Origin of the sequence: Vibrio lamellibrachiae, from assembly GCF_050337265.1 — a bacterium.
GTDB lineage: Bacteria > Pseudomonadota > Gammaproteobacteria > Enterobacterales > Vibrionaceae > Vibrio > Vibrio kyushuensis.
Genome location: NZ_JAKJSU010000010.1, coordinates 49,662 through 74,406, shown reverse-complemented (window position 1 = coordinate 74,406; position 24,745 = coordinate 49,662). Strand labels below are relative to the sequence as shown.

The following is a 24,745-nucleotide window of genomic DNA, read 5'->3' as shown; positions in this document are numbered from 1 at the left end:
ATGCAACAAAATAAAAAAATGGAATTTTGGGTTGGCGGCTTCGTACTGGTGGGAATTTGCGCAGTCTTGATAATGATTTTTCAAGTTGCTGACGTTAAAGGACTAGGTTCGAACGATACTTATACCCTACATGCTGAGTTTGACAACATAGGAAGCTTGAAGGTGCGTTCTCCCGTTAAAGTGGGTGGGGTCGTTGTCGGTCGAGTAACCAGTATTGGTTTAAACCCTGATAATTTACTGCCTTTCGTGTCGATGGATGTAAGTAGCGATTATCAACAGTTCCCTGAGACATCAAGTGTACAAATTCTGACTTCTGGTCTGATTGGTGAGCAGTACATAAGCCTAATACCAGGTTTTGTTTTTGATGATGAAGAGATGCTAATTGATGGTGATTATGTAGAAGATACTAAATCGGCATTGGTGTTGGAAAACTTGATTGGCCAAGTGCTTTATAGTCTAGGTGGGTCTGATGATAAAGAGGCTGAGGAGTAGTCGTATGTTTAAAGCTCGTAAATTGAGTAGCCACTGGTTCAGTACTGTCATTGGATTCGTTAGCTGCTTATTAGTATCGACTTCTGTTCACGCCGAAGTACTCGATAAGACTCAGCCGTATCAAATGATGAAACAAGTATCAGAGCAAGCTTTCTCACGCTTAAAGGCGGAGCAGGATATTGTGCAGCAAAACCCTGAGCACCTGAAAGTGATTGTGGAAGAGGAGTTGATGCCGTACGTCAATGACAGATACGCAGCGTTAAAACTACTTGGTCAGAATGTCAAAGGTGCAGATAGAAGTGATGTCGGTGTTTTTATGCAGGCGTTTCGTAAATATCTTGTCACCTCTTATGCTCAAGTATTGACGCAATATACCAATCAAACGATTGAGTTAGGGCCAGAGCCGCGCTTAGAAGCTGGTAAGAGAATTACCACTATTAAAGTCGATATTATTGATGCACCTAGACCGAATATAAAGCTTGAGTTTAAGCTGCGCAAAGATAAGAAAACGGGAGAGTGGGCCGCGTTTGACCTTATTGCAGAAGGTATTAGCTTGTTATCAAGCAAGCAGTCAGAGTGGAGCGGAAAGATTCGCCAAGAAGGAATATTAGCCGTTGCGAAAGAACTTGAGTCATTAGCAGCAAAGCCTATTCATTTTGAGAGAACACAGTGATGAGTCATCCTCAGTGGCAGCAGTCTAGTTTTGATAGTGTTAGTTTGCTTGGCATTATTGATAGAGAAACCGTCCCGTCGCTGTGGAATTATGCGCAAACATGGCAAGTGGACGAAAAAGAGGTCGAAATATCACTAAAACATGTAGAAAGAATTGATTCTGCAGGAATGGTGATGTTAATTCACCTAATAGAGCATGCAAAAAAGCAAAACTGTCATATAATGCTCAGCTTCGTGCCAGAGCAGCTGAGCACCTTATTCAAGTTAAGCCATATAGAATCAATCTTAACTGAACACATACACATAAAGCAGGGGTGAATTGTGGATAGCGCAAAAGTACAACAGATTTTAGAAGAGACATTAAGCCTTCAAGAAGTGCACGTAAAAGGCGAGGGAAGCCATTACGAAGTCGTCGCTGTTGATGCTTGTTTTGATGGGATGAGCCGCGTTAAAAAACAACAACTTATTTATGCACCTCTGATGGAATTCATTCAAAGAAACGACATCCATGCAGTATCAATAAAAGCGTTTACGCCCGCTGAGTGGGCACGCGATAAAAAATTGATGTCGTTGTAAGGTTATTTAATGGAAAAGTTTCGAGTAATTGGATCGAAGGCACCGTTAAGCGGTGAAGTGACGATCTCTGGTGCTAAAAATGCAGCACTGCCTATTTTATTTGCTTCAATCTTGGCTGAAGAGCCGGTTGAGGTAAGCAATGTTCCACATCTTCGTGATATCGATACGACGATGGAGCTGCTTAAGCGCTTAGGTGCGAAGGTTTCACGTAACGGCTCAGTTCATGTTGATCCGAGTAATATTGATGAATACTGCGCACCGTATGACTTAGTGAAAACGATGCGTGCTTCTATCTGGGCCCTTGGTCCTTTGGTTGCTCGTTTTGGTTATGGTCAAGTATCATTACCTGGCGGCTGCGCAATAGGTGCGCGTCCTGTGGATCTTCATATCCATGGACTAGAGCAACTTGGCGCAACAATCACGCTAGAAGATGGCTACGTTAAAGCTTCTGTTGACGGTCGTCTTAAAGGCGCTCATATCGTCATGGATAAAGTCAGCGTAGGCGCAACAATCACGATTATGTGTGCAGCAACGCTTGCAACAGGTACGACTGTTCTTGATAACTCAGCACGTGAGCCTGAAATTGTTGATACTGCTGACTTCCTTAATAAGTTAGGCGCTAAAATCAGCGGTGCAGGTACTGACACAATTACCATAGAAGGTGTTGAACGCCTTTCTGGTGGTAAGCATGCAGTTGTCGCTGACCGAATCGAGACGGGCACGTTCCTTGTTGCTGCTGCAGTTTCTGGCGGTAAGGTTGTATGTCGTAATACTAATGCTCATCTGTTAGAGGCGGTATTAGCTAAGCTTGAAGAAGCGGGTGCTGACGTTGAGACCGGTGATGATTGGATCAGCGTTGATATGACCGATCGAGAGCTAAAAGCGGTAACGATTCGTACTGCCCCTCACCCTGGTTTCCCAACGGACATGCAGGCTCAATTTACGCTGTTGAACTTGATGGCTAAAGGCGGCGGTGTGATCACCGAGAATATCTTTGAAAATCGCTTTATGCACGTTCCTGAGCTTATGCGTATGGGGGCTAAAGCCGAGATTGAAGGCAATACTGTTATCTGTGGTGATGTTGAAGAACTAAGTGGTGCTCAAGTGATGGCAACCGATCTTCGCGCTTCAGCGAGCCTTGTGATTGCAGGTTGTATTGCACAAGGTGAAACGGTTGTTGACCGTATTTATCATATCGATCGTGGTTACGATAAGATTGAAGATAAGCTGTCTGCACTGGGTGCAAATATTGAGCGATTCAGAGAATCGAGTTAATATCAGCTTCAGAATTAGAGCCGAAACCTTATCCCTAATTGGCATAGCGTTTCGGCTTTTTTATTAGGTTCTATTGGAGAACAACAATGATTGCACTCTTTCGTATAATTGCCTTGGCTGTTTTTGCGATCGTCATGTTTGTTTTTGGTTGTGGTTATTGCTTATTTAGCCCTCGCAATCCTAAACACGTATTTACCTTTGGTCGCTACTTCGGCCGTATGTCGAAAGTATTTGGTATAAAATTAGAGCTACGTATCCCTGACGATGCATATGAGCGTGGCCAGCATGTCTATATTGCCAACCACCAAAACAGCTGGGATCTATTTACTATCTCTTCTGCGGTAACACCGAAAGTGGTAACGGTAGGGAAAAAAAGCTTAGCTTGGATGCCTCTGTTTGGTCAGCTTTATTGGCTAACCGGTAATATCCTTATTGATCGCGCTAACCGCTCTAAAGCGAAAGGAACGATCGATCAAGTTGTCGACAGCATTAAGAAAAGTGGCGTCTCGGTATGGATGTTTCCTGAAGGGACGCGTTCACGTGGTCGTGGATTACTTCCATTTAAAACGGGAGCCTTTCACGCTGCAATTGGTGCCAAAGTGCCTATTATTCCGATTGTGTGTAGCTCAACAGGCCACGTTAAACTTAATCGTTGGAACAATGGTCATGTTATCGTTGAAATGCTTCCGCCCGTAAGCACAGAGGGCTACGATAAGAGCACTCTTCGTGAGCTATCTAATGGTTGTCGTGAGCAGATGAAAGAGAAGCTTGAAGCACTCGATAAAGAAGTAGAAACGTTGAATCAAGCTAGAACAGCAAAGAGTTAAGCTTACTCGTTAGATTTTAAAAACCAGCACTTGATGCTGGTTTTTTTGTGTCTGAGATTTAGTGGTCAACAGTGCATTGGTAATACGTACAGGGTAATTAGAGTAAATTAGGGAGGGTTGTCTCAAAAGGATACAAAGATAGGGCATAGAGCGATATAGGCACGAATAGAGTGGGGGGGCAGGACAGTGAGCTATAAGTATTAATCAGTGGGACTAAATTGCCAGATCATGAAATGCTAGTAGCAAATTATAGGTATAAAAAAACCTCATCAAATGATGAGGTTTTTTTGAATATGGCTCCCTTTACTGGACTTGAACCAGTGACATACGGATTAACAGTCCGGCGTTCTACCAACTGAACTAAAAGGGAACAGATTTTGTATTTCTTCCTAAAGGGAAGAAATGGTGCCGACTACCGGAGTCGAACTGGTGACCTACTGATTACAAGTCAGTTGCTCTACCTACTGAGCTAAGTCGGCACGTATTTTTTAACTACCGTTTTCACGTTAGTTGTAATGTGGCTCCCTTTACTGGACTTGAACCAGTGACATACGGATTAACAGTCCGGCGTTCTACCAACTGAACTAAAAGGGAACAGATTTTTCTAAAGTAAGTTAGGAAAGAATGGTGCCGACTACCGGAGTCGAACTGGTGACCTACTGATTACAAGTCAGTTGCTCTACCTACTGAGCTAAGTCGGCACACTATATTCTTCTTAAACTTTCTTTCTTAACTGCTGATACTAACACACCAACAATTTTTAAATTGTGGTGCCCGGAGGCGGAATCGAACCACCGACACGAGGATTTTCAATCCTCTGCTCTACCGACTGAGCTATCCGGGCAACGAGGTGTATTAAACGGTTTTTCTCTTTTCAGGTCAACACTAAATTGCAAAAAAAATATCGTTTGTTGTTTTTCTATACTCAGTGAGGCATTTTTACTCATTATTAAGGGCTGGAGGACGATATATGGTCATTGTGATAGGGCTCAAAAACTTAGACAGCGAGTAATAAATCAAAAAAAAGCACGCTTTCTAGCGTGCTTTTACTATTTGCTACCCAAATTATTGCTTAACAGTGAACTTGTTGACCCAAGTTTCTAATTCATTTGAAAGAGAAGTCAGGGTTTGTGTACTGTTATGACTCTCAGTAACAACACCACTTAGTTGAGTACCGCTCTCCTCAATCATGTTAATACGCTTAGAAATATCATCACCTACTTGGGTCTGTTCAGCCGCTGCAGTCGCGATCTGGTGACTCATGGCTGAAATAGACTCTAAGGCGACAACAATCTGCTGTAGAGCTTCAGAAGCATTTTGAGACTCTGTTACTGTGCTTTGGCTTGTCTCAGCACACACTTCCATTGTATTGATAGCGTTGCGCGAGCCTTCTTGAAGGTTGTTGATCATCTGCTGTATTTCTTTGGTGCTCTCTTGAGTTCGACCTGCGAGATTACGAACTTCATCAGCAACAACGGCAAAGCCGCGACCTTGTTCACCAGCACGAGCAGCCTCAATGGCGGCATTAAGCGCAAGTAGGTTGGTTTGCTCAGCGATATCGCCAATTACGTCCAGAACCTTCACAATGCTGTTTACGTCATTATCAAGGTCGGCAACAGCTTGGCTTGCTGTACCTAGCTGAGTGGCGAGCCCTTCAATGTTATCTACCGTGTTGTGGATTAACTGCTGAGTATGCTGGCTCTGCTTATCCGCTTCATCAGTGTTGCTAGCCGTATCTCGAGCTGAGTCTGCCACATTCATTGCTGAAGAGGCCATCTCAGTCATCGCAGTCGCGATCATGGCAGTCGATTGCTGCTGAGTGTCAGTTAGGCTAGCGATGCTGCCTGCACGCGCTTCTACTTGGCTTAATTCACCACGTAGAGCGTGCATCGAGCTATCGAGATTAGTAACGAGCTCGGCGAGTGAGCGACTCATTTGCTGTACAGCATGATAAATACTGCCATTTGGAGCTGTATTCTCAAAAGAGATCTGAATATCACCATTGGCTACCGCTTGAACGGCATCACTTACTTCCTGAGGTTCGCCACCAAGTAAGGCTAAGATCTTACGAATGGATATGATAACAATCGCGAGAATCCCGCCTGCAATGACAAGGCAAAGGAATAGTTGCCATTGAGCAGTCGCCCAAAAACGAGCATTTGCTTCGTTGAAACCAATCCCTGTGCCTACGACCCAATTCCAGCGAGGTGTTTTTTGAGCGATAGATAGCTTTTCTTCAATGGAGCCATCAGGCTGCTTTTGAGTCCAAGTATATTCAATGATCCCGCGGCCTGAACGGCTCAACTCATTTAATATGATTTGGCCGACGCTATTGCCGCTGCCATCTTTGAATTCGTGAAAACTAGTATCGTGAATCTCTGGGTCATGAGGGGCCGCAACAAATATCATATTTTCATCGGCAACATATACATACTCATTATCTTTGTAGATATTGTTACGCAGAAGACGTGTCGCAAGCTGCTTTGCTTGCTCATCATTAAGAGTGCCATCAGCTGCCATCTTTTCAACTTCAGTCAAAATACTGTAGGCACTTTTAAATAGTTCAGTCACTCGCGCCTTATTATCAATATTACTTGCAACGCGAAGTGTCCATAGACCTGTCATGGTTAGCGCTAAGAGAGCGATAAGTATGAGACCTGAGAGTAAATAAGCTTGTGTCTTTAATTTCATTGCTTCTGTCTCCACAAAAGTAGTGGTGTGTAAATGATACAAAGTATCGAATTGCCATATACGCGTAAGGATAGTGTAGAAGTGTAAATTCGAATATTCGATTAATCTTAAAACTTGATAGAGATTAAATTTCTAGAGCAAAAAAAGTATCTAGCTAAAGTGTTGTTATCAAACGGCTTATATCACTCTGTGGTTAAATGCCATTATGTACATAGATAGAGATTGAAGTGTAATTGCGAGGGATAGTCTGTTTTCTTTGGACAAAAGGGGAGCGGACTGGAAGATAGGTAATCTTCAGATACAAAAAAGCCTCATCAAATGATGAGGCTTTCTTTAAAGTGGCTCCCCTTGCAAGACTTGAACTTGCGACATACGGATTAACAGTCCGCCGTTCTACCAACTGAACTAAAGGGGAATTATCTGTGTCAACATCAGGTCTAAAAGACCATTATTTGTTAAGCACCAAATAATGGTGCCTCGAGGCGGAATCGAACCACCGACACGAGGATTTTCAATCCTCTGCTCTACCGACTGAGCTATCGAGGCAAAAGAATGGTGCCGACTACCGGAGTCGAACTGGTGACCTACTGATTACAAGTCAGTTGCTCTACCTACTGAGCTAAGTCGGCACACTAAATTCTTATTGCTTCTGCTGCTGTTTAATTTTACTTAGACACCAACAAATCAAATTGTGGTGCCCGGAGGCGGAATCGAACCACCGACACGAGGATTTTCAATCCTCTGCTCTACCGACTGAGCTATCCGGGCAACGGAGCGCTATTAAACGGATTTTCTTCCACTTCGTCAACAGGTTTTTTAAAATAAATGCAAAAAAGTGATTAACCGCTGTTTATTTACTCAATTGTTTCGTTTAGGTTTTCCCAGAGTTAAATTCTTTCTTGTAGTTGGTTACTTTTTCTAGGTAGCGCCTTGCTTCCGCATTGGAGTGCTTATTTGTCAGTGCCCAATAAACTTGATTCGGTTGTAATGAGTTGAGGTCACGCATCGCTCGTTTACGGTCATTGCGGTTAAATGTATTTAATACACCACCTGCACCACCGTTGTAAGCCGAAATCATACTGTACTCCAGAGAGAGTGGATGATTAATGTCTTTGAGGTAGCGGTTTTTTAGGATGTAGAAGTATGCAGTGCCCGTATCGATGTTCTTTGCTGGATCGAATAGGTACTCAGGTGATGGCTCGCCAGGTTTTTTCTTAACTAACTTAAACACATCACGGCCTGCCGTTTTTGGCACGACTTGCATTAAACCATAAGCATTTGCCCAGCTCACCGCATAGGGGTTAAAGCTGCTTTCAGTCTTGATGATGGCGTAGATAAGGTCTTCTGGAATATCGTATTTTTGCGATGCTTGGCGAACAATACTCGCGTATTTGTAGCTTCGGATTTCTACTTGATCCTCCACCATAGGGATCTCTACGTAGTAGGCTTTCTTGAAGTCTACATCTTTAGTTTTCAAATGGTTAGCTATGAGGTAGTCAGCGAACTTATTGGCGCGCCAAGACCACTGAATTGGTTTGTCGTCTTGGTCGACGACTTGTTCATACAGAAAAGGTCGCCCTTCAAGTTTGATGCTTTTTGACGAGAATAGATCGACATTTAGCGGGTCATCGGGCGTCAATAATGTCGTGACAATGGCATTTCTCAGATGTTTTTTAGGGTCTGTTGGCGAGACTGTTTCAACAACAATCGTACCTTTGTCAAAGTTTACTTCAGAGCGACTTAGGTAATTATCAATGTACTTTACGTAGTTACTTTTACCCGCGACTTTAATCTCTCGGCTACCCCAACGCTTTTCAATGTTGCCACTAAAGCTGCTGATTAGTGCGTCTAAAGCGCCGATATCTTTTTCAAATTGGCCAGGAAGCTCGGCAAGTTTGGTGGCAAATCGATTAGTTGGCTCGTAGTTAACGTCGTAAATACTCTCAACAAATTCTCGACTACATCCGGTTAATACTGTTGCGCTAACTAGTGCCGCTGTAAAAAAGTAGGCTACCTTTTTCATAGATTCCCTAAGTTCATCATAGATCCCTAAATAACGTCTTCGTCAATCGTAAAGGTTTAGCACCACTAATAAACGGTGCTAAGCCTAAATTTAATCGGAAGACGTTCTAGCTGTTTTTCGATTACTGACTTGGTGGTGTATAGCCTTCTATATGGACTTCTTTACCTTCAAATAAGAAGTTAACCATTTCAGTTTCAAGCAGTTTTCGATGCTCTGGATCCATCATGTTGAGCTTCTTCTCGTTGATCAACATCGTTTGTTTGCTCTGCCACTGTGCCCAAGCCTCTTTTGAAATATTGTCAAAAATACGCTTACCAAGTTCGCCTGGGTAAAGTTGAAAATCTAGCCCGTCCGCGTCTTTGTTTAAACGAGCGCAAAATACAGTACGGCTCATAGTGATTCCTTTTTAAAAGTTGATTGAAGCTCAAATGGTAAGCTTTCCAGCAGTTGTTTTACTGGAGCAGCTAAGCCGACTTCATCTGGTTGAGATAAGTTATACCAAAGACCTTTGGCCTCTTCCATTATCAAATCTGGTTGTTTTGATAACTCTAGCAATATCGGAGTGATATCGAGGTGATAATGGCTAAATGTGTGGCGAAATGAGATTAACGTTTGTTGATTATGTATATGTTTATCTTGAATTGCTCGCTTATCAAGCTGATGTTCAACGGCTTCATCAGTATGCTCAGGAAAACAGTAGAGACCACCCCAGATACCACTTTGAGGTCTTTGCTCCAGCCAAACTTGATTGTCGTGATGTAAAATAACAAACCAAGTCTCTTTTACTGGTTTCTCTTTTTTCGGTTTTTTTCCCGGGTAGTCGAGCGGGTTATCTTGTTTATTTGCCAAGCATAACGTTTCAATAGGGCAGAGCGTACACTTAGGTTTGCTACGTGTGCAGACCATTGCGCCCATATCCATCATGGCTTGGTTATATTTATCGACATCGCTATCGGGTGTGTGCGCTTCAGCAATTTCCCAGAGCTTGTTTTCTACTTTTTTTTGTCCCGGCCAGCCATCAATAGCAAAGCTGCGAGCCAAAGTTCTTTTCACATTGCCATCTAAAATAGCGTGAGGCTGTTTAAACACAGACGATAGAATCGCAGCAGCTGTGGAACGCCCAATTCCTGGTAAAGCGTTCATTTCCTCTAGCTGTAGAGGAAACTCGCCGTTGTATTCCGTGGCAACAATTTGCGCGGCTTTATGTAAATTACGCGCTCTAGCGTAATAGCCAAGGCCTGTCCACAGGTGTAGCACCTCATCCTGCTTTGCGTTCGCTAAGTCGATAACAGTAGGAAAACGCTGTAAAAATCGCTCATAGTAAGGGATAACAGTCGCGACTTGAGTCTGTTGCAACATGATTTCAGATAGCCAAACACTGTAGGCCGTTTTGTTTTGTTGCCAAGGTAAACTTTTGCGCCCGTAGGCGTCATACCATTCTAAAATGGCGTTTGCGAAAGGAGTCACGACATGCTCTATGTTTTTCTTTTAATAGACCTAAAATTGCACCACAATTACGGTTGGATGTAAAACAGACAATTTGTGTGGGAATTTATCTGTAGAAAGACTTGCACCTGAGGCAATTCTTTGGATAATCCCCGCTTTGATGAATCAATGTGCAGGCAAATACCAATGAGTGAAGTGACCACTAACGAATATACTGAAGACGGCAAACTGGTTCGTAAGATCCGTAGTTTTGTTCGTCGCGAAGGCCGCTTAACAAAAGGCCAAGAAAATGCGATGAATGAATGCTGGCCAACAATGGGTATCGATTACAATCCTGAACTTCTTAACTGGAGTGAAGTATTCGGTAATGAAAACCCGGTTGTATTAGAAATCGGCTTTGGTATGGGTGCTTCATTGGTAGAAATGGCGAAAAACGCACCTGAGAAAAACTTCCTAGGTATTGAAGTTCATAGCCCAGGTGTTGGTGCTTGTTTAGCTTCTGCACGTGATGCTGGTGTAACGAACTTGCGCGTGATGTGTCACGATGCGGTTGAAGTGTTCGAGCACATGATTCCAAACAACAGTCTGCACACGCTACAGCTTTTCTTCCCTGACCCTTGGCATAAAGCGCGTCACCACAAGCGTCGTATTGTTAAAGCTGAATTTGCTGAAATGGTACGTGGAAAGCTACAGCTTGAAACGGGTATTTTCCACATGGCAACAGATTGGGAAAACTACGCAGAGCATATGATTGACGTTATGCAGCTAGCTCCGGGTTTTGCAAATATTGCAACGGATGGTAATTACATCCCGCGTCCAGATGAGCGTCCTTTGACAAAATTTGAAGCACGCGGTCATCGATTAGGTCACGGTGTGTGGGATATTAAATACAACCGCATTGCTTAATCGATTTATTAAAATTAATATCGAGAAAAGCCAACACGTTATGTTGGCTTTTTTGCCCTCTACGCTTTCTATTTTCGTTAGAAGGTTTTAAGTCTAGAGCAGGTTGACGATGTAAAGCACTTGGAATTGGAGCGGTAGATGAAACCAACGCAGTTGATCTTAGACGAAATTTTGCAAGAAGTTCGCCCCTTGATTGGTCAAGGCAAAGTCGCGAACTATATTCCTGCTCTTGCCAAAGTGGCGAATGATAAATTAGCGATTGCTGTATACACCAAGGAAGGCGAAGTGATCAAAGCTGGTGATGCTGATGATGCTTTCTCCATTCAATCAATTTCAAAAGCGCTTAGTCTAACGCTTGCCATGTCGCTGTATAAGCCCGAAGAAATTTGGCAACGGGTGGGCAAAGAGCCGTCAGGGCAGGCTTTTAACTCGTTGATCCAGCTAGAGATGGAACAAGGTATCCCACGTAATCCATTTATCAATGCTGGTGCGATTATCGTAGCTGACTTATTGCAAAGCCGTCTATCTGCGCCTAGACAGCGTTTATTGGAGTTTGTGCGTCAGTTGTCCGGTGATACTCATATTGTTTACGACAAGGTCGTAGCGGCCTCAGAAATGATGCATAGCGATCGTAACGCGGCGATAGCTTACCTTATGCGTTCATTTGGTAATTTTGAAAATGATGTTATTCCTGTTCTCAATAATTACTTCCACGCTTGCTCACTGAAAATGAGCTGTGTGGATCTTGCGAAGACGTTTAGCTACCTCGCCAACAAGGGAACCTCGGTACAGACGGGTAAGCAGATCATTACTCCGACACAAACGAAACAGCTCAATGCTCTACTGGCGACTTGTGGCTTGTATGATGGTGCAGGGGAGTTTGCTTATCGCGTTGGTATGCCGGGGAAATCGGGTGTTGGCGGTGGTATTGTTGCTATTGTGCCTAATGAAATGAGTATTGCGGTTTGGTCTCCAGAGCTTGATGCATCGGGAAACTCATTGGCTGGTACTCAGGCGCTTGAGCTATTATCTGAGCGAATTGGTCGCTCTATCTTTTAGAGCTTAGTTAAACCGCTTTAGGAGCGATGAGACTTCTTGAGCTAACCAACGGGTTATTTTGGCCTCTTTACTTGGTGTTGGGTAGTAGATACCAAAACGTCGAAAAGGCAACTCGTCAAATGGAATGTCAATCAGTTGGAGCTCTGCCGGTAACTCTTGCTTTGCACCACTATGTATAGGCATAAACCCATCGCTGATCTTTAGCTTTTCATAGCATAACGTAATTTGATCAGACTGGAAGCTTACGCGAGTTTGAAGCCCTGATTCATCGAATATTCGTTCAACGTGACTCTTTTGATTCGCAAAGCTAGGTTGAATAGCGAGCACTAAAGGGAAATGGGAAAACTCTGACAACGTATGTGGAGATTTCGTTAAAGGGTGCTCTTTACGGACGCAGAATTTGAAATCAATGTCGCACACTGGTTTTTGGATAATCGATTTCGATATATCTAAAGGGTAGTAATTGATCGCTAAGTGGACATTCTTATTGATAAGGTCATTCTCAGTTTGCCATGTCCAATTCACAATTTTTAGTGTCGCATTAGGGACTAAAGAATTGAAATGTCGAATGATGGCTGTGCTATAGGGTTTATAGAATGTGGGGCTAATTGCAATGCAGATTGAGCCTGAAAATGTGTCATCAAAGACGTCTGCTTTGTTGCTCAGCATCTCCCCGATAGAATTGATCACATCAGGGAGTTGTTCCAATATTTGCTCACAATATTCAGTGGGCTCTAATCCATTCTTATTTCGAACAAACATGTCATCGCCAAGTTGATGCCTCAGCTTTTTCAGCCCTTTACTGACCGTCGATTGGGTAACGAACATTCTTTCCGCCGCTTTACGGCTATTTCTCTCTTCTCCGATGATTTTTAAAAGAAGTAACAGATTAAGATCTAGGCTAAGTAGATGACGCTCATCAATCATATTATTGCTACCATTATTCCATTTGAGAAAGTATTAAAGCTAAAGTACGCGATTATGTTAGCCCTAACATTCCATTTTGGAAAGTAATGAAGTCGATATATTCGCTTCAGAACGCCTGAGCATCGCTATAACATCATGGACAGAAAATAACTGTTCCCAATGGTGAAATGATGAAAAAATTAGCTCTAGCGATGGCAATCAGTGCCGTAGCATTCGGTGTAACTGCACAAACTCAAGTTCCTATGTTAGGTGACAACATTCCAACTGTTAGCTCTGAAGGTTGGGCTGTTGATACTCAAGAAAAGTGGGGCGTAAGCCCAATTGAGTACATCCACATGGAGCACCAATTCTTCGCAAACTTGTTCCAACAACAAGTTGGTGTGAATGAGTTTTTCCACTTTAAACAACTATCAACTAAAGACATGGTTTGGGTTGTATCACCAAACCAAGACACGATTTACTCTGTAGCGGTTGTTGATGCGCGTCATGATTTCTCAGTAACTGTTCCAGATACTGGCGATCGTTTCATTTCTATTCAAGTACAAGACTTTAACCATACATATGTAGATTACCAAACTGGTGGCGGTGAGTATGAGTTTAAAGCGGAAGACATTAACACCGATTACGTTATCGTAGGTATCCGTATTGGTACAACAGCAACACCAGAAGATGCTAACCACATTGTAGAAGAGTACCAACCACAGCTAGCAATTAACTCTGAAGGTGAAGGCGAAGTTAACATAGTTGAGTTTGATTCTGCACTAATGCTAGAGATGCGTGGAGAGCTTGTTGAAGCATTCCAAGATGTTGATACGCCTTTTGGCTGGGTCGGTTACTCGCTAGATGACATCAAAAACTGGGAAGCAACAACGTATGTTATTGCAAATTCATTTGGTCTTTCTCATCACTCTACAGCGATGTACACCAATGGTTTCCCTGAAGCGAAAGGTGGTGACTGTTACTACGGTAAGTTCGAAGCGATCCCACACGGCGCATTTGGCTCTGTAACGGTTTACGGCCATGATCGTTACTTAATGACGGACTATGCTGATGCCGCAACGTCTGTCGGTACTTATCACCATAACTGGCTTGAAAATGAAGACGGTACTTTTGAAATCATGTTTGGTGCACCTGAGTGTGCGGTTGAAGGAATGAACTTCCTAGCAACTCCAGATGATAACTGGCACTTCATGGTTCGTGCATACCAGCCTGACGTTGAAGCTATGTATGAATACCAAGTTCCAGTACTACAGCGCGTAGAGAAATAATTTCTCTTAGCCATGGTTTAAAATAGTAAAAAAGCGAGCATTTAGTTGCTCGCTTTTTTCTTTTTTTTTTATTCACTATCTGGCATAAAGACTTCAATCAAGTCGTTGAAAAATAGTTTACCTTTCTCTGTGATCTGCCAATTCAGCTCTGAATCAATCAAGTACCCTTTTTCAATCGCCCACTTGGTCATAGGCTTAATGCTTTCTAGGCTTAGCCCAGTTGTATCAATAAAGTCCTGCTTCGGACACGCTTCCATTAAACGAAAACGATTCATGAAAAACTCGAAAGGGCGGTCATCACTCTCAACCAGGTTTTCATCTGAAAGGTATGGCTTAGTCAGGTTTTGATACGCAGCTAGATACCCCTTTGGGTGTTTAACTTTAGTTGTGCGAACGATGCGTCCATCAGCAAAGCTGAGCTTTCCATGAGAACCACAACCGATACCCAAGTAATCGCCAAAGCGCCAGTAATTCAAATTATGCAGGCACTGAAACTCAGGTTTGCTGTAGCCAGAAATTTCGTATTGAACATAACCGGCATCGCTGATCTTTTGATGTCCTTGCTCAAAAATATCCCACAGTTCATCATCATCAGGCAGAGTCGGTGTTTTGTAGTAAAACAGGGTGTTCGGCTCAATCGTTAGCTGATACCAGGAGAGATGAGGAGGGTTTAGTTCAATTGCTTTATCAAGATCATCTAATGCTTGTTCGATACTTTGATCCGGTAGGCCGTGCATTAAATCGAGATTAAAACTATTGAGTTTAATATCGTGAGCCAGATTGGCTGCGTTGATCGCTTCTTGCGGCCCGTGAATACGTCCTAAGCGCTCTAGTTTCTCTTGCTCAAAGCTTTGTACTCCGATTGAAATACGAGTGACACCCGCCGCCTTATAGCCAGTAAAGCGTTCCACTTCTACAGTGCCAGGGTTGGCTTCCATTGTGATTTCGATATCGTTCTTAAATGGAATACGTGACTCAATGCCCTTAAGCAGGGTATCAATCCCCTCGGCTGAAATTAGACTCGGCGTGCCGCCACCAATAAAGATGGAGTGAATAGGACGAACATTATCGTTAAGTTTATAGCGCTCAATATCACTATCTAGGTCTTCAAGCAGCGCTGAAATATACTCTTCTTCTGGGATCTTCCCTTTTTGTGCATGCGAGTTAAAATCGCAATAAGGACATTTTTGTACACACCATGGAATGTGTACATATAAGCTCAGTGCAGGAGGCTTTAACATCGTTTTAGTCGCTTACTTTTCAAGTGCTGCAAATAGGCTTTTAAGCGCTTTTCCGCGATGAGATAGCTGCTTTTTACGAGTTGATTCTAGAAGAGCAGACGCACAGTCTTCTTCTGGTACGTAAAAAATAGGATCGTAGCCGAACCCATTCTCACCTTCAGCTTCGGTGAGAATGCTACCTTCCCATTTTCCGTGGCATACGATGGGAGTTGGATCGTTTTCATGACGCATTAGTACTAAGACACAGTGGAAACGCGCTGTTCGCTGTTCTTGTGGGGCATCTTTCATCGCCTCAAGCAATTTTTCTAGGTTCTCAAGATCGGTCGCTCCTTTGCCAGCATAGCGAGCAGAGTAAACGCCTGGGGCTCCATTTAGAAAATCAACTTCTAGCCCTGAATCATCTGCGATTGCAGGCAGTCCGGTCTCTTTTGCAGCGTGGCGCGCTTTGATGATGGCATTTTCAATAAATGTCGTGCCTGTCTCTGCTACTTCTGAAACGTTAAACTCACTTTGGGCGATAACATCGAAACCAAAATCAGACAGTAAGTCTGCCATTTCACGCACTTTGCCTTGGTTGCCAGTCGCTAATACTATTTTTTTCATTGTCTTCTCGAATATGGATGGGTTGAAGCTACTCTTCAACGTAAAACTTTTGTTGGAAAGTTAATGGCCCAGCACCAGAGTTGCCTGCGTGTACGTCAATATTAAACGTAAGAACTTCTTCGTTACTGATTGGAAATTCAGCTAGATAGTAGATGGCATCTGCTTCTTTGATTTCTCGAAATTTTAATTGGCGAATTTGGCCGATTAGGTTTCGTGCGCTGCCTGATACTTCTGCTGTTGTTGCTGGTTTACCAAGTTGAGAGTTGTCCAGCACACTGATGTTTAAAATTGCAGAGTAACCGTTACGTTTCAGTTTGTAACTGGTTGCCACCTCTTTGGTTAAGAAGGTGGAGTTAAATGCAGAATAATGCACTTCTACATCTTTAATCGTCGTAAATTGTCCAGCCCATGTTGGTGATGCGAGTACTGCACTGACAAGCAAGATCATCCATTGTTTCATTAAGCATTCCTTATCTAAAATCTAAAGTCACAAATTAAAAAGCCATCATAAGATGGCTTCAATATTACTTGGGATGAGAGTTGGGCTTTGAACTCTTATCTGTTTGTGCCGCCCTAGCTCACCTTTTTCAATATCTATTAACCCTTTAGCGACTTTAAATTGTTTGGAAAGAAATTTAGTCAAATGTGCGTTTGCTTTTCCGTCAACAGGAGGAGCTGTAATGGCAATTTTAAGTTCATCACCATGTACGCCAACAATTTTATCTCGACTTGCTTTAGGCTGAATGTAGAGCCTTAAAACAATATCATTCCCGTCTTTCCAAGCCGCTAAAGGCATTATAGCTGATGCCAGATAGGACCGATTAAATCGCCCATCAAGAAGTTCGCAAATTGTAGACCAATAAATAGTACTAGCACGCTTAAATCAAAGCCGCCCATCGCAGGAAGAATACGGCGAATCGGTGCAAGCATTGGTTCAGTTAGCTGATGAAAGACAAACTCAATTGGGCTACGGCCTTGGCTAACCCAGCTTAAGATTGCACGGATTAGCAGCACCCAGAATAGAAGACCGCCAGCCGCTTTAAGTAGTGATAATAAGCCTAGGAATAGGAAGTCAGGGCTAAATGCGAAAGATCCACTTGAATTGATCATCACTAGAGCGACAAACTTCAGAACACAAAGTACGTAAGCAAATAAAATTGTTGCCAGATCAATACTGCCAATTGATGGAATAACACGACGAAGCGGCGCAACAACAGGTTGAGTCGCTTTGACAATAAATTGTGAGAATGGGTTGTAGAAATCAGCACGTGAAGCTTGTAGCCAGATACGTAGCATGACGACCATGATATACAGGTCAAATAGCGTTGAAATTAAAAAACTCATTGAGCTCATAATTAGTCCTTAAGACAAAGTGAAATCGTTTATATCAAACGGTTAGATTAAAATTCTTGTTCCATCTCTTGTGCTCTAGCAACGGCAGATTGCATCGCTTTAGCTACAATATCTGAAAGTTGATGTTCGTTAAATGTTCTTAGAGCCTCAGCTGTAGTGCCACCTTTTGAGGTGACTTGCTCACGCAGAGTTGAGAGCTGAGTATCAGGGTTGGCGACAACCATTTCTGCGGCACCTAGTGCTGATTGCTGAACAAGCATACGCGCCGTTGATTCATCAAAACCTTGTGCTACGGCTTCTGCCTGCATCGCTTCCATAAACAAAAAGAAATAAGCAGGGGCACTGCCTGCTGCTGCAATGATGTTATTGATGCCAGACTCTTGCTCTACCCAGCAAACTTTACCGACAGCGCTCATAAGCTCCGCAGAAAACTGTTTATCTTGCTGCTTTACATCACTTGCGGCGTATAGACCGCTCATTCCTTGTCCAAGCAAAGAAGGGGTATTTGGCATAACACGAACAAGGCTTAGTGTGGTATCAAACATTTCGTTAAGGCGAGCGGCACTAATTCCGGCAGCAATAGAGATAACCAACTTGTCACTGTAATCGACAGTGCGAAGATCTTGGCTAACAGTCGCCATCAATTGAGGCTTAACTGCCATCACAACGACATCGGCATCTTGCACAGCATTTAAGTTATCAGATTGCGTATTGATGCCATATTGCTCGCTCAGGAAATCAAGTTTAGGTTGGCTTGGATTTGTCGCCGTGATTAGCGCTGCTGGGTAGCCACTTGCTACAAGGCCCGCAATAATTGAGCGCGTCATATTTCCTGCGCCGATGAAGGCTATTTTCTTCTGTTCCATTTCATTCAACCTAAATTATGTGAGCGTTATTTTGTTTACGTTTAATGGTACTAAGACTTGTTTGCGTAGTCTCGTGCGCCAAAGATAGCAGTTCCAATCCGTACCATCGTACTGCCGGCATGAATTGCTGCATCCATATCACCACTCATGCCCATAGAAAGAGTATCGATGTGGTCATATTTTTCAGCCAACTGCTGTTTCAATGTGGCCAGCTTTTCAAACTCCGCTAATTGAGACTGATAGTCGGGTACATTGGCTGGAATCGACATCACTCCTCTTAATGTGAGGTTTGGTAGCGATGAAATCAACTCAGCTAAGGCAAAAACTTCATCACTATTAATACCCGATTTACTTTGTTCACCACTGGTGTTGACTTGAATAAGTACTTGAAGTGAACCCATACTTTCTGGTCTTTGATCATTGAGTCGTTGCGCAGTCTTAGTTCGATCAATGGTATGAACCCAATCAAAGTGCTCAGCAACAAGGCGTGTTTTATTGGACTGAATTGGGCCGATAAAATGCCACTCTAAATCAAGTTCAGAGTAAGTTTGGTTAAAATGTTTAACCTTATCGACGCCTTCTTGCACGTAATTTTCGCCAAAAGTGCGTTGTCCACACTTAGCAGCATCGAGAATTGCTTCGATAGGCTTAGTCTTGCTCACTGCTAAAAGTTGCACGGACTCTCGAGGTCGTCCACACTTTTGTTGTGCGCTTTCAATCTGTGAGGTGATATGTTCAATATTTTGTTGAATACTACTCATGGCTACTTTACTAAGGAAATTTAATGGATATCGCAGAGTTACTGGATTTTAGTGTAAAGCATAATGCTTCAGATCTACACCTTTCTGCAGGAGTACCTCCAATGGTACGTATAGATGGTGAAGTAAGAAAGCTTGGTGTGCCTGCTTTTAGTCATGCGGATGTACATCGACTCGTTTTTGAGATCATGAACGATGCTCAGCGCAGTGAGTTTGAAGAGAAGCTTGAAGTTGATTTTTCGTTTGAATTACCAAACGTAGGGCGCTTTCGTGTTAATGCTTTTAATCAGTCGCGTGGTAGCTCGGCGGTGTTTCGTACCATTCCTGTTCATATTCCCACTCTAGAGCAAATTGAAGCGCCAGAGATCTTTGAAAAAATATCCAACTATGAGAAAGGTTTGGTACTGGTGACTGGGCCAACGGGTTCGGGGAAGTCGACCACGTTAGCGGCGATGGTTGATTATATTAACCGTAATCACAATAAGCATATCCTGACCATTGAAGATCCGATTGAATTTGTCCATGAGAATAACAAGTGTCTGATAAATCAACGAGAAGTTCACCGAGATACGCATAGTTTTAAAAATGCCTTGAGAAGTGCTTTGCGTGAAGATCCCGATGTAATCTTGGTTGGTGAGCTTCGAGATCAAGAGACGATCAGTCTTGCGCTGACAGCAGCAGAAACAGGTCACTTAGTCTTTGGTACGCTTCATACCAGCTCTGCGGCTAAAACCGTCGATAGAATTATTGATGTATTTCCTGGTAGTGATAAAGCCATGGTGCGCTCAATGTTGTCTGAATCGATGCGTGCGGTGATAGCACAGAAGCTGCTAAAGCGTGTTGGTGGCGGCCGAGTGGCCTGTCATGAAATTATGATGGCAACCCCGGCAATACGTAACCTGATTCGAGAAGATAAGGTTGCTCAGATGTACTCGATTATTCAAACTGGTGCGGCTCACGGCATGCAGACAATGGAACAAAATGCCAAGCAGCTCATTGCTAAGGGTGCAGTTGACCCTGAAGAAGTACAAAAGAAAATTGAAGTAGAAACGTCGCTATTTTAATGCGAGTGAACGGCGATCGGTGCTTAAATCAAAATTAATGAGAACCTAAAATGGAATTGAACCAGTGTTTGCAAGGCATGATCAACGAGAAGGCATCGGATGTATACATCACCGTTGGTGCACCTATTCTATTTCGCGTTGATGGTGAGTTAAGAGCGCAAGGTGATAAGCTTAATGAAGATCAAGTAAAGCAGCTATTAACATCAATGATGGATGCTGATCGCGCTCTAGAGTATAAGCAGACCAAAGAAGCCAATTTCGCCATTGTGCGTGATATTGGGCGTTTTAGAGTGAGTGCTTTTTATCAGCGTGAGCTTCCGGGGGCGGTTATTCGCCGCATTGAAACCAATATCCCAAGCTTTGATGATCTTAAGCTGCCTGATGTTCTGCAAAATCTCTCGATTGCTAAACGGGGTTTGGTGTTGGTGGTTGGAGCGACAGGCTCAGGTAAATCGACCACCATGGCCGCGATGACGGGTTATCGAAATAACCACCGTACGGGTCATATCCTTACGGTTGAAGATCCGATCGAGTTTGTTCATGAACACAACCGCTGCATCGTGACTCAGCGAGAGGTTGGGCTTGATACAGAAAGCTATGAGGTAGCATTGAAGAACTCGCTTCGCCAAGCGCCTGATATGATTTTGATTGGTGAGATCCGTAGCCGAGAAACCATGGAATACGCCATGACGTTTGCTGAAACAGGGCATTTATGTATGGCGACACTTCATGCGAACAATGCAAACCAAGCGTTAGAGCGTATTTTGCACCTAGTACCTAAAGAGCAAAAAGAGCAGTTTCTGTTTGATCTTTCTATGAACCTGAAGGGCGTGATCGGCCAACAGCTAATTCGTGATAAGAATGGTCAAGGGCGGCATGGAGTGTTTGAAGTTCTATTGAATAGCCCAAGGATCTCGGATCTTATTCGCCGTGGTGATCTTCATGAATTAAAAGCAACCATGGGTAAATCGAAAGAGATCGGTATGCAGACATTTGATCAAGCGCTTTATCAATTGGTGATCGACGATAAGATCAGTGAGCAAGATGCGATGCACAGTGCTGATTCAGCGAATGATCTAAGGTTGATGCTGAAAACTCAGCGTGGAGAGAGCTTTGATTCCGGCAAGCTAAGTAACGTTAAAATCGATATGGACTAACTCCCTTTGCACTAGAGGCTGAAACTCCAATTACTTTGGGGCTATATTCTGGAATTGAGATAATTTCTGCAACAGAAAAGCTTGGTTGATACCAAGCTTTTTTATTGATTGAGAATAATAGGCTATTCACCCCATTGGGTTTCAAACCAACTTTCTAAGATAACCACGGCTGATTGGCAATCGACATTGCCTTTACTCAGCGCTTTATAACCACCCATGCTAAACAGATCAGAGCGAGCTTCAGTGGTTGAAAGCCTTTCATCATGAAGTTCAACTGGAACCCCATAGCGGCCAAACAGTCGATTAGCGAACTTCTTTGCTCTAGGCGTAATCGTCGCTAAATCTTTTCCATGTAGGTCTGTTGGTAGGCCTACAATGATTAAATCGGGCTGCCACTCTTTAATTAGCTTTTCAATATCATCCCATTGAGGGATGCCATCTTTCGCTTTAAAAGCCTTGAGAGGCGAGGCGGTACCAGTAATATCTTGGCCAATTGCGCTGCCGATACTTTTTGTACCGTAGTCAAAAGACATAATTGTTCGAGACATTTAATATTCCAAAATGAGCTTGGCTCTGTTGCTACTAAAAAGCTTGTTTCTAATGAACTAAGCGTGACCCGTTTGAGTTGATAATTGCGCGGCATCGATGCCTAGCATTTGAACCGCAGCACGCCAGCGTTCACGAATAGGTGTATTGAAGATCACATCTGGATCCGCTTCCATTGTTAGCCAAGTGTTTTCTGCTAGTTCTACTTCTAACTGGCCTGCTTCCCAACCTGAATACCCCAGAGCAATCACATAGCTGTTGGGTTCTGCGTCGGTGCCGAGTACTTCTAGAATGTCTTTAGAGGTTGTTACAGATATTTGATCGGTCATTTTTATGCTTGATTCATATTCATCTTTTGGTTGATGAAGAATGAAGCCACGATCCTCTGAAACAGGGCCACCGTTCAATACGGGTTTTTCTAAGCTATTAGTATTAAGCTGAGGCTGAGTGGGTTCGATATCAACCTTTTTGAGCATACCGCCGACCGTAATATCGATAGGGGCGTTAATCACTAGTCCCATCGCACCATCTTGATTGTGTTCGCACACATAAATGACTCGATGCTGAAAGTAGGGGTCTTCCATTCCGGGCATGGCAACTAAGAAATGATTTGTTAGGTTCATAACAACTCCAATCATGAAGTGGGCAGTAAACTGCCCAAATACAGTTACGCTTTCAAGCGGCGCTCAATTGCGTCCATCAATTTGCCTGTGATTGAAATATCGAATGCAGCTTCGATCTCACGAATGCAAGTCGGGCTCGTTACGTTAATTTCAGTCAATCTATCGCCAATAACGTCTAAGCCTACAAAAATTAGGCCTTTTTCTTTTAATGTTGGAGCAACAGCTAGAGCGATCTGCTTATCGGTTTCACTCAGTGGACGAGCTTCGCCACGACCACCCGCTGCTAGATTGCCACGTGTTTCCCCTTTTGCCGGGATACGAGCAAGCACAAACGGCATTGGTTCACCATCAACTACTAAAATACGTTTGTCACCGTTGGTAATATCAGGAACAAAAGTTTGTGCCATTGCGTAGTTCTGGCCGTGGTTGGTTAATGTTTCAATGATGACATTAACGTTAGGATCACCCGCTTTAACACGGAAGATTGATGCACCACCCATGCCATCAAGCGGTTTTAAAATAACATCGCCGTGCTCTTCTTGAAATTGCTTAATCTTTTCAGCTTTGCGCGTCACTATTGTTGTTGGTGTTAGCTCAGGGAACCAAGCAGTAAAAAGCTTCTCATTACAGTCACGTAAGCTCTGTGGCTTATTGACGATCAGAGTCCCTTTCTCTTCCGCTCTTTCTAAAATATAGGTCGCGTAGATGAACTCAGTATCAAAAGGAGGATCCTTTCGCATCAATACCGCATCTAGCTCTGACAGTTTGATGGTTTGCTCTGATTTAAACTCATACCAGCCGTTTGGATCTTCTTTGAGCTCGACTACTTTGGTGTCAGCAATGGCTTCACCTTGATCTAAGTGTAGATCATCCATCTCCATATAGTGGATTTCATAGCCTCGACGCTGAGCTTCTAGCATCATGGCAAAGCTTGAATCCTTTTTAATGTTAATGGATGAGATCGGATCCATCACAATACCCAGTTTAATCATTGAAATTCTCCAGTTAGCCGAGATCGCCAAAACGAACTTGTAAGGCGGTAATTGCAGTCAACGCTGCGGTTTCTGTACGTAATACTCGTGGACCAAGTAATGTCTCTTCGAATTGATACTCTTGTGTCATATCAATCTCTTGTGAAGAGAGTCCACCTTCCGGTCCAATCAATAAACGAACTTTATTAATTGGCTCAGGGAGCGTGTTTATAGAGTAGTTAGCTCTTGGGTGAAGATTGAGCTTAAGGGCTTCAGTTTGTTCAGCACACCACTGCTCAAGCTGCATAATGGGACGAATCACAGGAATGGTGTTTCGACCGCATTGCTCGCAGGCACTGATGGCGATTTTTTGCCACTGAGCCAGCTTTTTCTCAAAGCGCTTCGCGTCCAGTTTCACGCCGCATCGCTCTGATATAAGAGGGGTAATAGTGTTGACGCCAAGCTCAACCGATTTTTGAATCGTAAACTCCATTTTATCGCCACGAGAAATAACCTGGCCTAAATGAAGATCTAAAGGAGACTCGCTGCTGCGTTCAATACGTTTAGTGAGTTCAACACTTACGCGCTTTTTACCTACTTCACTAAGGACGGCTGGAAACTCTGCACCACTGCCGTCAAAAAGGAGCACTTCTTGACCCGCTTTCATTCGTAAAACACGTCCAATATGACCTGCTGCATCGTCATCAAGATCGAGCATCCCCAGTTGTGAAATCGGATGTGAGTGATAAATACGAGGGGTTCTCATAGAGAGTTCCTAAGCGAGGAATAGTTAGACCCTAACATGGATGCTTTAACGTGAAAAAACAAGGTTTGATAGGGATTAAACTAATTAATGATGTGAATTTCTAAGTGAGCTACAGAGCAGAAAAGGTCAGCGTTTTTTGACATGACTGACAACGATAGGTGGCTTGTTGTCTGAGCACTTTATTGTGACGTCGAATTGATAGGGCATGATTGGTACAGCCACAGTGATATTCGAAGGTTTTTCCTTGTACTGAATTCACCGAAAAGTCATGAGTTGTTTTAGCATCCAAGCCAAAAACTTGCTGCATGACTGCTTGCCACTCTTTACCGTGTGGCCTTACTCGCCCAAATTGATGGAATGTCACCAGGTGTGCGACTTCATGAGCAATCACTTCATCTAAAAATGCCTGAGGGTTTTCATTAAAGAGAATCGGGTTTAAACGAACTTCCCACAGTTGCAGATACGCTTTTCCGGCGGCTTTTCCGCGCAGCTTATAACTCAAAACTGGAAGTTTAAAAGGGTAGTCAAAATAACAGGATGCCTTCTCAATACATACTTTCAACTTTGCTTGAGCACGATAGTTAAGTTCAAAGTCTTCCACTGAGATTCCTTGCCGTAAGTTTTTATAAGATACG

At 43.2% G+C, this 24,745-nt stretch carries 28 protein-coding genes and 9 tRNA genes; 11 read left to right on the top strand and 26 right to left on the bottom strand.

From position 1 onward, the window contains the following. The 6 genes from mlaD to L4C54_RS17045 all read left to right on the top strand — a co-directional run bounded on the left by mlaD (position 1) and on the right by L4C54_RS17045 (position 3,842). Positions 1-492, top strand: coding sequence for an outer membrane lipid asymmetry maintenance protein MlaD (mlaD, locus tag L4C54_RS17070; RefSeq protein WP_428802609.1), 492 nt, complete (start codon positions 1-3; stop codon positions 490-492). Positions 493-496: 4 nt separating this feature from the next. After that, the gene (locus tag L4C54_RS17065; protein WP_428809121.1) at positions 497-1,165 is read left to right on the top strand and encodes an ABC transporter substrate-binding protein; all 669 of its coding nucleotides are present in this window, start codon (positions 497-499) and stop codon (positions 1,163-1,165) included. After that, complete coding sequence (locus L4C54_RS17060) at positions 1,165-1,482, top strand: STAS domain-containing protein (RefSeq protein ID WP_428809120.1); 318 nt, start codon at positions 1,165-1,167, stop codon at positions 1,480-1,482. The genes L4C54_RS17065 and L4C54_RS17060 overlap by 1 nt, the downstream gene beginning before the upstream one ends. Positions 1,483-1,485: 3 nt before the next feature. Further along, entirely contained in the window at positions 1,486-1,740 is a 255-nt protein-coding gene (gene ibaG, locus L4C54_RS17055; protein ID WP_428802606.1) for a BolA family iron metabolism protein IbaG, read from the top strand. 9 nt (positions 1,741-1,749) lie between these two features. Then, positions 1,750-3,015: a UDP-N-acetylglucosamine 1-carboxyvinyltransferase gene (gene murA, locus L4C54_RS17050; RefSeq protein ID WP_428809119.1), complete on the top strand. Its 1,266-nt coding sequence runs from the start codon at positions 1,750-1,752 to the stop codon at positions 3,013-3,015. 86 nt (positions 3,016-3,101) lie between these two features. Continuing rightward, a complete protein-coding gene (locus L4C54_RS17045) occupies positions 3,102-3,842 on the top strand; it encodes a 1-acylglycerol-3-phosphate O-acyltransferase (protein WP_428802604.1) in 741 nt (246 codons plus the stop codon). Positions 3,843-4,136: 294 nt separating this feature from the next. Here L4C54_RS17045 and L4C54_RS17040 read toward each other — a convergent pair. From L4C54_RS17040 to mutY, 13 genes are all read right to left on the bottom strand, one after another. After that, positions 4,137-4,212, bottom strand: a tRNA-Asn gene (locus L4C54_RS17040). Positions 4,213-4,245: 33 nt separating this feature from the next. After that, positions 4,246-4,321, bottom strand: a tRNA-Thr gene (locus L4C54_RS17035). Between the two features lie 39 nt (positions 4,322-4,360). Then, positions 4,361-4,436, bottom strand: a tRNA-Asn gene (locus L4C54_RS17030). 31 nt (positions 4,437-4,467) lie between these two features. Further along, positions 4,468-4,543 (bottom strand) — tRNA-Thr (locus tag L4C54_RS17025). Positions 4,544-4,610: 67 nt separating this feature from the next. Beyond that, a tRNA-Phe gene (locus L4C54_RS17020) sits at positions 4,611-4,686 on the bottom strand. A 221-nt stretch (positions 4,687-4,907) separates the two neighbouring features. Continuing rightward, entirely contained in the window at positions 4,908-6,533 is a 1,626-nt protein-coding gene (locus L4C54_RS17015) for a methyl-accepting chemotaxis protein (RefSeq protein ID WP_428809118.1), read from the bottom strand. Positions 6,534-6,872: 339 nt separating this feature from the next. After that, positions 6,873-6,948: transfer RNA gene (locus tag L4C54_RS17010), tRNA-Asn, on the bottom strand. Positions 6,949-7,003: 55 nt separating this feature from the next. After that, positions 7,004-7,079: transfer RNA gene (locus tag L4C54_RS17005), tRNA-Phe, on the bottom strand. Between the two features lie 7 nt (positions 7,080-7,086). Next, positions 7,087-7,162: transfer RNA gene (locus L4C54_RS17000), tRNA-Thr, on the bottom strand. A gap of 63 nt (positions 7,163-7,225) precedes the next feature. Next, positions 7,226-7,301: transfer RNA gene (locus L4C54_RS16995), tRNA-Phe, on the bottom strand. A 103-nt stretch (positions 7,302-7,404) separates the two neighbouring features. Next, positions 7,405-8,556, bottom strand: a complete 1,152-nt coding sequence (gene mltC, locus L4C54_RS16990) for a membrane-bound lytic murein transglycosylase MltC (RefSeq protein WP_428809117.1) — start codon at positions 8,554-8,556, stop codon at positions 7,405-7,407. Positions 8,557-8,677: 121 nt separating this feature from the next. Continuing rightward, a complete protein-coding gene (locus L4C54_RS16985) occupies positions 8,678-8,950 on the bottom strand; it encodes an oxidative damage protection protein (RefSeq protein ID WP_428802601.1) in 273 nt (90 codons plus the stop codon). Beyond that, positions 8,947-10,023 (bottom strand): A/G-specific adenine glycosylase, encoded by a 1,077-nt coding sequence (mutY, locus tag L4C54_RS16980; RefSeq protein WP_428809116.1) that lies wholly within the window; start codon positions 10,021-10,023, stop codon positions 8,947-8,949. The genes L4C54_RS16985 and mutY overlap by 4 nt, the downstream gene beginning before the upstream one ends. A 165-nt stretch (positions 10,024-10,188) precedes the next feature. On the opposite strand from mutY, the gene trmB reads away from it, so the two are divergent. Continuing rightward, complete coding sequence (trmB, locus tag L4C54_RS16975; RefSeq protein ID WP_428809115.1) at positions 10,189-10,908, top strand: tRNA (guanosine(46)-N7)-methyltransferase TrmB; 720 nt, start codon at positions 10,189-10,191, stop codon at positions 10,906-10,908. Between the two features lie 138 nt (positions 10,909-11,046). Then, the gene (glsB, locus tag L4C54_RS16970; protein ID WP_428809114.1) at positions 11,047-11,967 is read left to right on the top strand and encodes a glutaminase B; all 921 of its coding nucleotides are present in this window, start codon (positions 11,047-11,049) and stop codon (positions 11,965-11,967) included. A gap of 3 nt (positions 11,968-11,970) precedes the next feature. Here the strand turns inward: glsB and L4C54_RS16965 are convergent, their stop codons facing one another. Further along, positions 11,971-12,894, bottom strand: coding sequence for a LysR family transcriptional regulator (locus L4C54_RS16965; RefSeq protein ID WP_428809113.1), 924 nt, complete (start codon positions 12,892-12,894; stop codon positions 11,971-11,973). 167 nt (positions 12,895-13,061) lie between these two features. On the opposite strand from L4C54_RS16965, the gene L4C54_RS16960 reads away from it, so the two are divergent. Then, complete coding sequence (locus L4C54_RS16960) at positions 13,062-14,162, top strand: DUF1254 domain-containing protein (protein WP_428809112.1); 1,101 nt, start codon at positions 13,062-13,064, stop codon at positions 14,160-14,162. A gap of 68 nt (positions 14,163-14,230) precedes the next feature. Here L4C54_RS16960 and hemW read toward each other — a convergent pair whose 3' ends face one another. Genes hemW through L4C54_RS16925 form a run of 7 tightly spaced genes read right to left on the bottom strand, consistent with a single transcriptional unit; the run spans position 14,231 to position 18,986 of the window. Continuing rightward, on the bottom strand, positions 14,231-15,403 hold the full coding sequence (gene hemW / locus L4C54_RS16955; RefSeq protein WP_428809111.1) for a radical SAM family heme chaperone HemW: 1,173 nt from the start codon (positions 15,401-15,403) through the stop codon (positions 14,231-14,233). 12 nt (positions 15,404-15,415) lie between these two features. Beyond that, positions 15,416-16,006 (bottom strand): XTP/dITP diphosphatase, encoded by a 591-nt coding sequence (locus L4C54_RS16950; protein WP_428809110.1) that lies wholly within the window; start codon positions 16,004-16,006, stop codon positions 15,416-15,418. 28 nt (positions 16,007-16,034) lie between these two features. Continuing rightward, complete coding sequence (locus L4C54_RS16945; protein ID WP_428809109.1) at positions 16,035-16,466, bottom strand: DUF4426 domain-containing protein; 432 nt, start codon at positions 16,464-16,466, stop codon at positions 16,035-16,037. Between the two features lie 45 nt (positions 16,467-16,511). Continuing rightward, the gene (gene yggU, locus L4C54_RS16940) at positions 16,512-16,802 is read right to left on the bottom strand and encodes a DUF167 family protein YggU (RefSeq protein WP_428809108.1); all 291 of its coding nucleotides are present in this window, start codon (positions 16,800-16,802) and stop codon (positions 16,512-16,514) included. Then, complete coding sequence (locus tag L4C54_RS16935) at positions 16,802-17,359, bottom strand: YggT family protein (RefSeq protein ID WP_428802593.1); 558 nt, start codon at positions 17,357-17,359, stop codon at positions 16,802-16,804. Before L4C54_RS16935 ends, yggU begins: the two co-directional genes overlap by 1 nt. Positions 17,360-17,406: 47 nt before the next feature. Next, entirely contained in the window at positions 17,407-18,225 is an 819-nt protein-coding gene (gene proC / locus L4C54_RS16930; RefSeq protein WP_428809107.1) for a pyrroline-5-carboxylate reductase, read from the bottom strand. Positions 18,226-18,275: 50 nt separating this feature from the next. Beyond that, positions 18,276-18,986, bottom strand: coding sequence for a YggS family pyridoxal phosphate-dependent enzyme (locus L4C54_RS16925; protein ID WP_428809106.1), 711 nt, complete (start codon positions 18,984-18,986; stop codon positions 18,276-18,278). 23 nt (positions 18,987-19,009) lie between these two features. On the opposite strand from L4C54_RS16925, the gene L4C54_RS16920 reads away from it, so the two are divergent. Together L4C54_RS16920 and L4C54_RS16915 are read left to right on the top strand one after the other, a co-directional pair. Continuing rightward, positions 19,010-20,047 (top strand): type IV pilus twitching motility protein PilT, encoded by a 1,038-nt coding sequence (locus L4C54_RS16920; protein WP_428809105.1) that lies wholly within the window; start codon positions 19,010-19,012, stop codon positions 20,045-20,047. A gap of 50 nt (positions 20,048-20,097) precedes the next feature. Next, positions 20,098-21,204 (top strand): PilT/PilU family type 4a pilus ATPase, encoded by a 1,107-nt coding sequence (locus L4C54_RS16915; RefSeq protein WP_428809104.1) that lies wholly within the window; start codon positions 20,098-20,100, stop codon positions 21,202-21,204. Positions 21,205-21,326: 122 nt separating this feature from the next. Here the strand turns inward: L4C54_RS16915 and ruvX are convergent, their stop codons facing one another. The 5 genes from ruvX to L4C54_RS16890 form a co-directional block, all read right to left on the bottom strand. Next, entirely contained in the window at positions 21,327-21,752 is a 426-nt protein-coding gene (gene ruvX, locus L4C54_RS16910; protein WP_428809103.1) for a Holliday junction resolvase RuvX, read from the bottom strand. A 57-nt stretch (positions 21,753-21,809) separates the two neighbouring features. After that, positions 21,810-22,373: a YqgE/AlgH family protein gene (locus tag L4C54_RS16905; protein ID WP_428802587.1), complete on the bottom strand. Its 564-nt coding sequence runs from the start codon at positions 22,371-22,373 to the stop codon at positions 21,810-21,812. A gap of 44 nt (positions 22,374-22,417) precedes the next feature. Next, positions 22,418-23,365, bottom strand: coding sequence for a glutathione synthase (gshB, locus tag L4C54_RS16900; RefSeq protein ID WP_428809102.1), 948 nt, complete (start codon positions 23,363-23,365; stop codon positions 22,418-22,420). Positions 23,366-23,378: 13 nt separating this feature from the next. Further along, positions 23,379-24,110: a 16S rRNA (uracil(1498)-N(3))-methyltransferase gene (rsmE, locus tag L4C54_RS16895; protein ID WP_428809101.1), complete on the bottom strand. Its 732-nt coding sequence runs from the start codon at positions 24,108-24,110 to the stop codon at positions 23,379-23,381. 109 nt (positions 24,111-24,219) lie between these two features. Continuing rightward, entirely contained in the window at positions 24,220-24,711 is a 492-nt protein-coding gene (locus L4C54_RS16890) for a SprT family zinc-dependent metalloprotease (protein ID WP_428809100.1), read from the bottom strand. Positions 24,712-24,745 lie beyond the last annotated feature (34 nt).